General features: G+C 52.0%; 13 protein-coding genes. 11 read left to right on the forward strand and 2 right to left on the reverse strand.

Going from position 1 to position 12,634, the window contains the following annotated elements; all coding sequences use genetic code 11:
* Nucleotides 1-79: 79 nt before the first annotated feature.
* From ACLQ7H_RS18960 to ACLQ7H_RS18985, 6 genes are all read left to right on the forward strand, one after another.
* Nucleotides 80-385: a type II toxin-antitoxin system RelE/ParE family toxin gene (locus tag ACLQ7H_RS18960; protein ID WP_202673098.1), complete on the forward strand. Its 306-nt coding sequence runs from the start codon at nucleotides 80-82 to the stop codon at nucleotides 383-385.
* Nucleotides 386-782: 397 nt separating this feature from the next.
* Nucleotides 783-1,829 (forward strand): LacI family DNA-binding transcriptional regulator, encoded by a 1,047-nt coding sequence (locus ACLQ7H_RS18965; RefSeq protein ID WP_411754001.1) that lies wholly within the window; start codon nucleotides 783-785, stop codon nucleotides 1,827-1,829.
* A gap of 123 nt (nucleotides 1,830-1,952) precedes the next feature.
* Nucleotides 1,953-3,260, forward strand: coding sequence for an MFS transporter (locus ACLQ7H_RS18970; RefSeq protein ID WP_411754002.1), 1,308 nt, complete (start codon nucleotides 1,953-1,955; stop codon nucleotides 3,258-3,260).
* Nucleotides 3,261-3,295: 35 nt separating this feature from the next.
* On the forward strand, nucleotides 3,296-4,060 hold the full coding sequence (locus ACLQ7H_RS18975; protein WP_411754003.1) for an SDR family NAD(P)-dependent oxidoreductase: 765 nt from the start codon (nucleotides 3,296-3,298) through the stop codon (nucleotides 4,058-4,060).
* A gap of 215 nt (nucleotides 4,061-4,275) precedes the next feature.
* Nucleotides 4,276-4,698, forward strand: a complete 423-nt coding sequence (locus ACLQ7H_RS18980; protein ID WP_411754004.1) for an RbsD/FucU domain-containing protein — start codon at nucleotides 4,276-4,278, stop codon at nucleotides 4,696-4,698.
* Between the two features lie 137 nt (nucleotides 4,699-4,835).
* Nucleotides 4,836-5,408 (forward strand): type 1 glutamine amidotransferase family protein, encoded by a 573-nt coding sequence (locus ACLQ7H_RS18985; protein WP_411754005.1) that lies wholly within the window; start codon nucleotides 4,836-4,838, stop codon nucleotides 5,406-5,408.
* 32 nt (nucleotides 5,409-5,440) lie between these two features.
* On the opposite strand, the gene ACLQ7H_RS18990 is transcribed toward ACLQ7H_RS18985, so the two are convergent.
* A complete protein-coding gene (locus ACLQ7H_RS18990; RefSeq protein ID WP_411754006.1) occupies nucleotides 5,441-6,220 on the reverse strand; it encodes a LuxR C-terminal-related transcriptional regulator in 780 nt (259 codons plus the stop codon).
* Nucleotides 6,221-6,338: 118 nt separating this feature from the next.
* Nucleotides 6,339-6,659, reverse strand: a complete 321-nt coding sequence (locus tag ACLQ7H_RS18995) for a FaeA/PapI family transcriptional regulator (protein ID WP_166733362.1) — start codon at nucleotides 6,657-6,659, stop codon at nucleotides 6,339-6,341.
* A gap of 765 nt (nucleotides 6,660-7,424) precedes the next feature.
* Here ACLQ7H_RS18995 and ACLQ7H_RS19000 point away from each other — a divergent pair.
* The 5 genes from ACLQ7H_RS19000 to ACLQ7H_RS19020 all read left to right on the forward strand — a co-directional run bounded on the left by ACLQ7H_RS19000 (nucleotide 7,425) and on the right by ACLQ7H_RS19020 (nucleotide 12,615).
* Nucleotides 7,425-7,961, forward strand: a complete 537-nt coding sequence (locus ACLQ7H_RS19000; protein ID WP_411754007.1) for a fimbrial protein — start codon at nucleotides 7,425-7,427, stop codon at nucleotides 7,959-7,961.
* Nucleotides 7,962-8,031: 70 nt separating this feature from the next.
* Nucleotides 8,032-8,565: a fimbrial protein gene (locus tag ACLQ7H_RS19005; RefSeq protein WP_411754008.1), complete on the forward strand. Its 534-nt coding sequence runs from the start codon at nucleotides 8,032-8,034 to the stop codon at nucleotides 8,563-8,565.
* Between the two features lie 115 nt (nucleotides 8,566-8,680).
* Nucleotides 8,681-11,257, forward strand: coding sequence for an outer membrane usher protein (locus ACLQ7H_RS19010; protein WP_411754009.1), 2,577 nt, complete (start codon nucleotides 8,681-8,683; stop codon nucleotides 11,255-11,257).
* 8 nt (nucleotides 11,258-11,265) lie between these two features.
* Nucleotides 11,266-12,015, forward strand: coding sequence for a fimbria/pilus periplasmic chaperone (locus ACLQ7H_RS19015; protein WP_411754010.1), 750 nt, complete (start codon nucleotides 11,266-11,268; stop codon nucleotides 12,013-12,015).
* A 63-nt stretch (nucleotides 12,016-12,078) separates the two neighbouring features.
* On the forward strand, nucleotides 12,079-12,615 hold the full coding sequence (locus ACLQ7H_RS19020; protein WP_411754011.1) for a fimbrial protein: 537 nt from the start codon (nucleotides 12,079-12,081) through the stop codon (nucleotides 12,613-12,615).
* Nucleotides 12,616-12,634: the final 19 nt, after the last annotated feature.

Raw genomic sequence — 12,634 nt, forward strand, 5'->3', positions numbered from 1 at the left:
CGCGCTCCATTACTCAGGCAGAGGCTGGCCAGTTGCATGAGGGTGATCAGGTATTTGACGAGTTGATGAAGGATCTCTAATGGCTAACTACAAACTGACTGACGATGCGCGAGAGGATTTGCGCGAATTAAAGGCATTTTCTCTGAGGCAGTTTGGAACGTTGACAACAAGGGAATACTTGGCTGGTATGCGTGCCACTATGCAGCATCTGGCTAATATGCCGGGGATGGGCACTAATGAAGTTGAAAGTTTAGGGTTGGATATATGGAGTTTTCCGTATATGAGCCATACGATCTATTATCAACGTGCCGCTGATGGAATTTCTATCATCGGCGTTGTTCACCAGAGTCGCCTACCAACGTTGTTATTAAATCGTCGGATATGAACATAGGAGGAAGGAACTCTCTTTGGCTGTTATTTTGCGCTCCTGTTTTGCAGACTATTTATGTAGGGGCGCTGCATGCTGCGCCCGACCAAACCCCGTTCCAGCCTTTAACCCCCACCACTAAACATTGACTAAACAGCCGGGGATTTTACCCGTGTTTAGTAATGCCAAGGCGTTGGGCTTGATAGCTTTCACAAAAGCATCACGCAACCGCAGCGCGGCGAGTAAAGTCGCTTGATTGAGTAATATCTCCGCTATAAATTGATCTGTATCGTTTCACTAAAACGATACAGATTATGCCAGGATTACTGTTTAATGAATTGATTATACAGTGGTTTAACGGCTTATTGTCCATAATGTCACCGATTAACGTCAGCACCGGAGGGGGAGCGAAAACATGGCCAATATTCGTGATGTCGCACATCTCGCCGGTGTTTCCGTGAGCAGCGTTTCCAACGTGTTAAATGGGCGCAGCAATCAAATGCGCCCGGAAACCCGGCTGCGTATCGAACAGGTGATGCGCGAATTGAACTATCAGCCCAACAGAGTGGCGCAGCAGTTAAAAACCGGGCATGCCCGGATGATCGGTCTGCTGGTTCCCTCGATCGTCAACCCCAGCTTTTCTGCCCTGGCTCGCGAGGTGGACCTGGCGGCTAAAGAACACCGCTACCGAGTGTTGTTGGGCAATACCTATCGGCAAGAAGATGAAGAGCGCACCTTTATCGAGGATATGTTCGCCCATGGGGTGCGCGGCATTATCGTCGCGGCAAGTGATATCCGTAAGACCCATTTCGCCCAGGCCGCCGAACTGGGAATGATGATCGTTAACTACGATAACCGGATGGCTGCGAGCCTCACCGCTGACGCCCGGTTATTCGACAGCGTCTCAATGGACAACGTAGAGGCTGGACGGCTGGCAGCTCAACACCTGATCGAACGCGGTTGCCGTAATATCGTCTTTGCCACCGAAGCCAGCCTGACCATGAGCCGCAGCCATAAGATTGAAGGGTTCCTGACCGTGGTGCGTAATCATCGCCTGCCCGCTCAGCAGCGGGTAATAGAAGGCAAAGCCAGCGGAGAGTATGGCGATACCGAGATGGCAGAACTGGGTTTTACCCTGGCCGCACAGGTGCTTGCTCTTTCTCCACGCCCGGATGGTGTGGTGGCTATCAACGATGCTCTGGGTATCGGCCTGTTGGCGGGGTTGCGGGAGGCGGGAGTGGCGGTGCCTGGTGAGATATCGGTGGTAGGTATCGACAATATTCCGCTCTCGGGGCTGGTCTGGCCCGCGCTGACCTCCGTCATGCCACCGCTCGCCGAGATGGCCCATGTGATGGTGGATCGCTTATTGCAGCGCATAGGGGATCCTACATTAGTCGCTGAAGAGTTTATTTTCCCGCCGACGTTAGTCAGCCGCCAGTCGGTAATAACCATTACACCATGACACGCATAGAGTAACGAGAACGATTAAATAGCATTATTTATTATCAGGTAACTATACCTGTACCCATCAGGCCTGCCTGTAGCAGATTATTATTCCGATTAACAACATTGGAAGTATTCTATTATGCAAAAAAGAACGCCTCAGGAAATTGAACGCAGTGCCATTAGAAAGATGACGCTGAATATCGTCCCGTTAATGATCTTATTATACTTTCTGGCTTTTTTAGATCGTAATAATATGGCCTATGCGGCAATTGCGCTGGAAGATAGTCTGGGGTTAACCGCCTCGGCCTTTGGCTTTGCCTCTGGGATATTCTTTATCGGTTATTTTATGTTTGAAATTCCCAGTAATGCGGGAACCATCAAGTTTGGCCCACGTATCTGGTTTGCCAGGATCCTCATTACCTGGGGAATATTTGCCGTGTTGATGGGCTTTGTCCGCACGCCGATGGAGTTGTATATCTGTCGGTTTATGTTGGGCGTCTGTGAGGCGGGATTTTTCCCCTCAGTCGTCTATTACTTCACGGTGTTTTTCCCGGAGAAGTACCGCACCAAAATCCTCGGTATGTTTATCATCGTACAGCCGTTGTCGAACGCTATCGGCTCACCCATTTCCGGGCTGATCCTTAATCTTGAACATGGCTGGTTTGGCCTAGAGCCCTGGCAGTGGCTGTTTATCCTGGAAGGTGTTCCACCGGTGATTATCGGCCTGTTTATCCCCTTTATTATCAAGAACTCACCGAAAGACGTGGGCTATCTCGATGTTGAAGAGAAAGCCTGGCTAATGGACAACACCACCCGCAGCAAATCGGGTTCCAAGGTTAAGCTGTCTGATTTCGTACAGGGCATAAAAAATAAAAAGTATCTGTTATACGCCATGTTGAATTTTGGCATGGTGTGTGGGATCTACGGTTTCGGGATGTGGCTGCCCTCTATCATCACAGCCATCTCTGGTGATGATATTTTCCGCGTGAGCCTGATTGCTTTTATTCCCTATGGGTTGGCCGCCTTGCTGGTTTATCCGTGGAGCCTATGGGCCAGTAAAAGCAAAAAAATCGGCGTGTTTGCTGGCATCAGCATGATTGTCGCCGCCTTTGGCCTGATAGGTGCCGTGGTATTCTTTAACTACAACGTATTTGTTGCGCTGATGTTCCTGAGCGTTGCTTCGATAGGTATCTATACCTCGGTTCCTTCATTCCTTTCCATGCCCGCCAATATCTCTACCGGGGCGGCGGCAGCGGCCGGACTGGCGGTGGTGAGCTGTATCGGCAATATCGGGGGTTTTGTCGCACCTTACGTGGTCGGGTTATTAAAGGATGTCAGTAACAGTAATACTCCGGGGCTGGTTTTCCTGTCGCTGTGTTTATTGATTACCGGATTGATCTGCATTTTTTACTGCGCCAAACAGCGTGAAGGCGTTATTCGCTCATAACTGGCTTTATCTACAAATAATCGTGAGGAAATAAAATGGGAAATCTAACAGGTAAGAAAGTGTTTATTACCGGAGCCGAGCAGGGGATTGGCAAAGCTACCGCAGAGCAGTTGATTAATGCCGGGTGTGACATCTACATCCACTATTTCAGCGGCGAAGAGGGGCCAAAGGAACTGGCTGAGTTAGCCCATTCGCGCAATCAACGCGCCGCCTATGGTTATGCTGATTTAACCGATACCGCAGATACCCAGCGATGTGTCGTCGTCGCCGCCGAGTTTTTGGGGGGGATAGACATACTGATTAATAACGTGGGCGGCATTATCGCCCGTAAATGGCTAGGTGAGATCGACCGTCAATTCTGGCAGACGGTGATTGATGTCAATATGACAACCATGCTGAACGTTACGCAAAGCGCGCTACCTTACTTAAAAAGCGCCAAGGACGGAGCCAGCATCGTCAACCTGGCCTCACTGGCTGGCCGTTCCGGCGGGCATTCTGGTTCACTGGTTTACTCCATGGCCAAAGGGGCGGTATTAACCTGGACCCGCTCCCTGGCGGCGGAGCTGGGTGAACATGGCATCAGGGTTAACGCCGTAGCGCCGGGGCTTATTCTTGGCACTCGCTTCCATAACCTGCATACCAGCAAGGAATCTGCCGATGAAACCATCCACGGCATTCCCCTTGGCCGCGCGGGAAGCCCGGAAGACGTCGCTCGGGTGATTAAATTCCTCGCTTCGGAATATGATGGCTTCGTCTCTGGTGCCACCATTGATATCAATGGCGGTATTTACCGCATGTGACCCTGCCACTTTGCTAGTAAATCGTAACCGACTCATTACGTAGGGGCGCTGCATGCTGCGTCCGTTTGGATGATAAATGGTTAGCCGGAGATCGCGGTTCCCCCTCACCCCAACCCTCTCCCCAAAAAGGAGAGGGAGCTGGTACGAAGCTGTGGTCAGGTAGGGGAAGCAATCTGTCATGCTGCGCCCGCCTATATTCCCTACTGGAAAACACTATGATCAAAGCCGATATTATTCATCCGCAACTCTTGGGTGCCCTGGCGCGGTGCGGGCACAAGACCCAGATCCTCATCGCCGATGGCAACTATTCGTTCGTCACCAACTCGTCGCAAGAGGCCACCATTGTCTATCTGAACCTGGCCCCTGGAATGATCGCCAGCAGCGTGATATTAGATAAAGTGCTCAAGCACATTAACGTGGAACACGCCTCAATGATGGCCTGGCCGCAGGACTTTACCAACACCATCGCTGCCGAATATCAGCAACTGCTGCCTGACGACTGTCCCATCGATTATCTCAACCGTGAGGCTTTCTATCACGCAGCAAAATCACAGGAGACATTACTGGTTATCGCCAGCGGTGAGATGCGGCGCTTTGCCAACCTGCTGCTGACCGTAGCTCCGGTTGTCGTTGGCTGATTGAATGCGGGTTATCTTTGTGAAAGGTGCATCTGTTAGCTACTGACAGAAACTGTCAGCAGCGCAGGTTACTCTTGGTTTTTGCGGATAGGAAAATCCTGAAAAAATGGCTCCCCATCACTGACAAGGAAACCCCGATGATACGTGCTATTACTCTCCTGACTGAAAACTTTTCCGATTGGGAAACCGCTTTGATCAACTCGACGGGGCGTGGGTACTACGGTTTTGACTGCCGTTTTGCTACTCCAGGCGGAGCCCAGGTCACCTCTTCAGGTGGCATGCTGGTTTCTCCTCATCTGGCGATAGAAGCCATTCAGCCTGATGAAGTCGATCTGTTGATTGTCTGCGGGGGCACTATCTGGCAAACCGCACAGGCGCCAGATATCACTGCATTGGTTGCCGCGGCTTATCAAAGTAATGCCCTCGTTGCGGGGATTTGCGATGGCACTCGCGTATTAGCTCAGGCGGGCGTGCTTGATGCGGTCCGCCATACTTCTAATTCAGCAGAAAACCTGTTGAGCCTGAACTATGGCGGTGCGCAATACTATCAGGATGTGCCTTATGCCATCGCCGATCGGCGCGTTATCACGGCACCGGGTACCGCACCGGTCAGCTTTATGGCCGCAATCCTGCGTACTCTGGGTCTGGGGAATGAAAACCTTAATGCCTACCTTACGATGCATGCTGCTGAGCACCGCAAGCCAGGCTAATCCACGGTTATAAATAGCCTCCGGGAGCCACCTCACGTGGTGACAGGCTCTCTCTGGCCGAGGGTGTCTGGCTGTTTGTGCGCAGACAAGGCCGCATAAGAGCGGTTTTTTCCTTGCCGTCCCACAAATTGTGCCGGAGAGATGAGGCTGGTTTCTGCTGGCAACGTGGCTGGCAGCGGCAAGCGCGGTAGGTTGATTGACGACCGTTCGTTCAGATAGCGTCCTCCCCCCTGCAGCAGCCAGTGATACAGCTCCTGATTGCACCTGAAATTCAGCTTGCGCATGGCGTTCTGCTTATGGGCATTGGCGGTTTTATTGCTGATTTGCAAATAGTTGCCGGTATCCTGCCCGTTCATTCCCATGTGTATGCACCGCAAAACCTCCTCTTCCCGCGACGTCAATGGAGCCATGCATGAGCATTCGTGGCTGTACGCTGCTAGTGACGCGAAGGGCGAAAACAGCGCACTATCCAACCGCTCGTATAATGAGGATAGCGGCTGGTGGCGGTGCAGCGCCCTGGTATTGCATCGTTCGCAATGCACCCTTGGCTTGAGCTGGTTTTTGTTGCGCCCCTGCTCGGTGATGAAGAACACCATCGGAGGGTTTTTCCGCTGATGTAAGCGGTAATGCCACGGGTAGCTGGTGACCAGATCGCCCAAGAAAATGATGTCGATATCGCTGCCAACCTGTGTTTCCTCAAGCAGACGGATATCTTGCTGACGGGCCTGAAAAAAGGCTTGCAGCCCCAAGCCCAGGCCATAGGTAAAATAACGGTCAGCGTCGATTATCATGATGGACAGAGGGTGTTTCATGGCATGAGTTCCTTTCAACCGGCGTGTCTGCCTTAGGTGAATCACATTGGCAGACACGGGATAGATAAATGTCAGTAGAAAAAAATCAAACACAAGTCAGTCGGGGGAGTTGGTCTATTTAACCTTCCGCCGCAACGGGCTGTGCTTCCCTTTTTTCATGATGCTTAGTTGATGGCGATGGTTCAGCAATATACCAGCGTAAACTGTTATTCAGAGCGCCAGAGGTAACATAAGCTTTTTTGTTTTCGACCAATCGCAGCAGATAGTAACGAGCAAGGTATATTGTCGTTTCGGAGTATTCTGCGATTTCCCGTGTCTTGGGCCATTGAACCTGTGGGGGAACGCCTGTGTGATGAATGTCGCGCTTACAAAGGGTTTGTAGAGCAATGAAAACATTATTTAACTGCTTTTCCCTTTCTTTATTGGTTCGATAAGACATGTCACTACCTCCTTTTAATGCGTCTTGATGGGTACAATTCGAAATGGAATAGTCCTATGCTGTTGGCTTTCGCCGCTAACTTTTTCTAGGTAATACCAGGAGAATACTGTACAAAATTAGTACCCCCATGTCTTCCTTATGAGGCGTCAGTTTACCATTCTAAGCTATCATGGACTATTGTTTCGTGAAAACCAAATTTACGATCAATGAGTTCGCAAATATCGTGTTTTGTAGCATAAAATACTATTCAATTCGTTTTTGCGACCGGACTCGTCGAAATAGGAATATTCCTTCATATAAATAAGATTTTTATGGCGAAAATGCGCCATTTGGAAAACAACACTTTCAAATTTTATAGGTATTTGCAATAATTTTTTGGCGACAGGAGATGAGGTTGTCCGATGGAGTGGTCTGGGAATTGTCTTACCATAAATAGTCTTGATCAATGTTTAAAGTGATACGTGGCTGGTTTGTGGTTGAGATTCTATCTATTCAGGGCTGTCGTATAAAGTTGTATTTCACTAATTCGCTTTATTCATCGGATGAAGCGCCGGGAGAGTCTTGTCTCCTCCGGTGAGCTACCCCCTTCGCAAATAAAGGGGAAGGAAAGGAATGCCTTCTTTTATACCCAATGAAAGGATGCTGCCTGGTATATCAATTACCGTCAAATAAAACAGCGTTGTTCTGATAGGCACCGTTTTAATTGTGTCGGGCTAAATATATCTGGATTTCTCGTTAAATTAACGTTTTAAGGATAAAGAAAACATGAAATTGACTAACATTGCGCTGGCTACGGTTCTGTCTCTGGGTATGGTATCAATGGCGAACGCTGATGCAGGTTCTGGCAAGGTAAAGTTCGAAGGTAAAATCATTGATGCACCTTGCTCAATCGCCCCAGAAAGTATTGACCAGACCAAGAGCTTTGGCCAGGTGGCGAATGTGGCTCTGGTGAACGGCGGTAAATCCAGCGTTGTGAACTTCGATATCAAACTGCAAGGTTGCGATATCTCTACCAAGAACAAAGTACAAGTGACTTTCAGTGGCCCGAATGGCGGTGCAACCGGTAATACCAACACCCTGTTGGCTATCACTGGCATTGCTAAAGGCGCAAGTATCGCTATGTTCGACGGTTCTAACCAACCGATCACTCTGGGCACTGCTACTACCGTACAGAACCTGCAGACTGGTGCTAATACCCTGAGCTTCTCTGCTTATCTTCAAGGTCATGCCGGTACTACGTTGACGGACATCGTAGAAGGTGACTTCACTTCTACTACCAACTTTACCTTGGCATACAACTAATAGTTGATCTGACTGCATGCGGTCCCCGCATGCAGTTTTTGCTTGCCTTGTTTATTACCGGGAGCCAGGGATGTCGGCCAAAACCTTTACTGCTACCTCCTTATTTTTACTGGTGAGTGCCATTACGTCATTGCCGGTTTGGGGAGGGAGTCAGCTCAGCATGAATGGGGCAATAGTGGCCACCGCCTGTGATATTGATACTTCCAGCCGAGATCAGACCGTTGATATGGGAACGCTGCCCTTCAATCAGATTGTGCAAAACAGTCAGGCGTTGGCTCGGCCGTTCAGTATTCGGCTGGTGAACTGCACGCTAAAACATAGCAACAACACCATTCTGGGCAAACAGCATTTTCGCGTCACGTTTGATGGCCGCAATGAAGATGGACGCTTCGGCGTTGAAGGGCAGGCGCGCGGTGTGGCGCTGGTTTTGAGTGATCTACAGGGGAATGAAGCCGTTCCAGGCATGGAGTTACCACCGCAAACGCCAGTGTTAGAGGGCAAGCAAATACGGCTGAATTACACCGCACGAATGGTGAGCAACAACCAGCCGTTACAGACCGGCACCTATAGTGCCCAGGTGCGCTACCAGTTGGATTATCACTGAGCAGTGGGCTGACGGGACAGTCAGCACGCCAAGACAGATTTACTTCCCCGGCAGGGTATTCCCTTTAATAACAACCATAACGCCCGGGAAAGTTATAACGCATAAAGGTCAATGGATGATGAGCACCCCACTTGTAGGAGTACAGGTTCCGCGCACCCGCCTGTTGCCGCTGTTGATTGCGCTGGCACTGGTGAATGGCCAGGTTTCTGCTGCCAAACCCATAGAATTCAATACCGACGTGCTGGATATTCAGGAGCGCGACAATATCGATCTGGGGCGCTTTTCCCGTAGTGGTTATGTGATGCCGGGCGAATACAGCCTGCAAATCAACATTAATCAGCAGGAATTGCCGGAACAATCGATCCCGTTTTATCCGTCGGAAAAAGATCAGAGCGTTACCGAAGCCTGTTTGTCGCCTGCCATGGTTGAGCAGATGGGGCTCAAAGAGGAATTTACCCGCCAATTGCTCTGGTGGCACAACGGGCAATGCCTGGTGATCGCCAGCCTGTCAGGAATGACGATACGCCCCGACTTGGGTAGCAACACGCTATATCTCAGCATTCCGCAGGCTTATCTGGAGTACAGCTCTCCGGATTGGGATCCGCCTGCCCGCTGGGATAACGGCATTCCGGGGCTGTTGCTGGATTACAACCTCAATGCTCAGAGCCAGCGTCAGGATCAAAATGACGCTGTCGAGAAAGGCTACAACCTGAACGGCAACGGGGTGGTGGGTGCCAATGCGGGAAGTTGGCGGTTGCGTGCCAGTTGGCAGACGCAGATTGACCATCAGACCGGGTCCGGGCAGCCAAGCCAGCGGAACTTTAAGTGGACACAATATACCGCTTACCGGGCGATCGCGCAGTTACGCGCCAAATTGACGGTGGGTGAAGATTTCCTTAACTCCGATATTTTCGACAGCTTCCGCTATACCGGGATAAGCCTGGTCAGTGATGACGCAATGCTACCGCCGAACCTGCGTGGCTATGCGCCAGAAGTCAGTGGCGTAGCGCGTACCAACGCCCGTGTGGTGATCAGCCAGCAAGGGCGAGTGCTGTATGAATCGCTGGTGCCAGCTGGCCCATTCCGTATTCAGGATCTGAATAACGCGGTATCGGGGCTGATGGACGTGCGGATCGAAGAGCAGGACGGCAGCGTACAAGCGTTCAGTATCAGTACGGCGAGCATCCCTTACCTGACCAGGCCGGGCATGGTGCGTTACAAGCTGGCGAGCGGGCGGCCAACAGATTGGCGGCATCGCACGCAGGGGCCGATGTTTGGTAGCGGCGAATTCTCGTGGGGTGTCAGCAATGGCTGGTCGCTGTTCGGTGGCGGCGTGGTTGCCGGTGATGAGTACAACGCTTTGGCCGTGGGGATAGGCCGTGACCTGATGGCGTTTGGGGCACTGTCGTTTGACGTGACTCAGTCGCGTGCAAACGTGCCTCAGGGCGACACCCTGAGCGGAGGTTCCTACCGCCTGCGCTATTCGAAGAACTTCGACCAGATTGGTGGCCAAGTCACCTTTGCCGGTTATCGCTTCTCGGAACGCAACTTTATGACCATGGGGGAATTCCTGGAGGTACGTAACCTCGGCACCCGTAGTCAGAGCAGTAAAGAGATGTACACAGTTTCCTACAGTCAGCAGTTCCGCGAGATGGGAATGACGGCCAACCTGAACTATGACCATCAAACCTATTGGGATCGGGACGCCAACGACCGCTATAGCCTGTCGCTGATGCGCTATATGGATATTGGCCGCTTCAAGAACCTCAGTTTGTCGATGACGGGTTACCGCAATCAGTACAACGGCAAGAATGACGATGGGCTATTCCTGTCACTGTCGCTGCCGTGGGGCAACAGTGGTTCGGTGAGCTACAGCGGAACGCTGGATCGTAATGACAATACCCACCGGGTCAGTTACTCCGATCGGGTCGGGGATCGTGGCAGCTATCAGGTAAGCACCGGCTTTACTCGTAAAGGTGCCTTGGCCAGTGGCTTCTACAGCCATGATGCGGACTGGGCGCAAATTAACGCTACCGCCAGTGCACAATCGGGGAGCTACAGCACCGTAGGCCTGGCATTGCAGGGTGGGGTAACGGCGACGGCTGAAGGTGCAGCACTGCACCGGGTCTCTATTCCGGGTGGAACTCGCTTGTTGCTCGACACGGGCGGCGTCGCAAATATCCCGATTCGCAACTACGGTTCGCCAGTGCGGACCAACCGATTCGGCAAAGCGGTGGTGGCAGACATCAACGGCTACTACCGCAACCGGGTGAATATCGATCTGGACCACTTGCCGGATAACGCCGAAGCGATGAAGTCGGTGGTGCAGGCAACGCTGACGGAAGGGGCGATAGGTTACCGCCGGTTTGACGTCATTGCGGGTGAGAAGGCCATGGCGGTGATCCGTCTGGCGGACGGCACAATGCCGCCGTTTGGCGCGACGGTGCAGAACCTGAAAAAACGTGATGTTGGGATCATCAGTGATGGCGGCAGCGTCTATCTGAGCGGCATCGAGCGCGGTGAAACGATGACTGTTCACTGGGACGATCAGGCGCAGTGCGAACTGACATTGCCTGCGGTATTGCCAGCAAACGGCATGGCTGAACTGTTGCTGCCTTGCCGGGCGATAACCGCGAGAAAAGACACCACGGACCTGGCCGCAGTACAGAAAAAGGCTGAGACAATACAATGAGATATGAAATGACGAAAACCAATACGGGGATGGCGCTGGTCGCCGCAACCTTACTGTGCGCGCTGACCACGCAGGCCCAGGCGGCCATCGCGCTGGATCGCACCCGGATCATTTTTCCTGGTAGCGATAAGTCGGTCAGCCTGAGTGTCAACAACGACAACCCGCAACTGCCCTATCTGGCGCAGGGCTGGATCGAAGATGCCAAGGGCAACAAGGTGACCAGCCCGCTAACGGTGCTACCGCCGGTACAGCGTATCGAACCGGGCGCCAGGAGCCAGGTGAAAGTTCAGGCGCTGCCAGTATTGAGCCAGTTGCCGCAGGATCGGGAAACGCTGTTCTACTTTAACCTGCGTGAGATCCCGCCGAAGAGTGACAAGGCCAACACGTTGCAACTGGCGTTGCAAACGCGCATCAAGCTGTTCTATCGGCCAAAAGCGCTGGTGAAAACTATGACCGAAATGGCGACGCCGTGGCAGGAACAACTGACGTTGACCAAGCAGGGTGACAAGTATGTGGTGAACAACCCGACGCCTTACTACGTGACGCTGGTGGATGCCGGTAGCCACCAAGGTGTGAGCGCAACGGGTTTTGAGCCGTTGATGCTGGAGCCGAAGGGCAGTGCTCCTTTAGGTGTAAGCGCAACGGTATTGGGTGGATCGCCAGTGCTGACCTACGTCAACGATTATGGTGGCCGTCCAACGCTGACGTTCCGCTGCGGTGGGTCGGACTGCCAGGTTGTACCGGTGAAGAAGGGCTAATTCAAACCGGTCGTGCCAGGTTACAGGGAGAGGGCGCGGGTCAGGTCTGCAAGGAGAGAACGTATGCAACAACATTATCCTGTTCCTGGCAAGTATCGCCGGGGGGGCATGAGAGCCAGGGCTTCGGGCTACTGCCGTGCCGGGGCGCTGTTAAGTGTCTTGCTGACAAGCGTTCCGGTCGGCGCTATGCCAGTAAATATCAGGGGGACGGTCATACTGCCACCGCCCTGTACGATTAATAATAATCAGACTATTCGGGTGGACTTTGGTGATGAGGTAATGACGACCCGGATAGATGGCGTCAACTATAAGCAGACCATCGTCTATAGCCTGAATTGTGAAATCCAGAAGTCCAACGAACTGAAAATGAGTATACAGGGCGGTACGGCCAACTTTGGTACCGGCTTGTTAAGCACCAATAGAGCCGATTTGGGTATCGCTTTGTACTACGGGACGCAGTTGTTAAATATCAATACTTGGTTTAACTACACCTATCCTAATCAGCCGGTACTGTATGCGGTGCCGGTCAAACGCAGCGGGGCCACTCTAACGGGCGGCGAATTTAACGCGTCTGCGACGTTATTAATTGACTACCAGTAATCAGAGGGGGACATAAGAC

Source organism: Serratia sp. (in: enterobacteria), assembly GCF_046715635.1.
Lineage (GTDB): Bacteria > Pseudomonadota > Gammaproteobacteria > Enterobacterales > Enterobacteriaceae > Chania.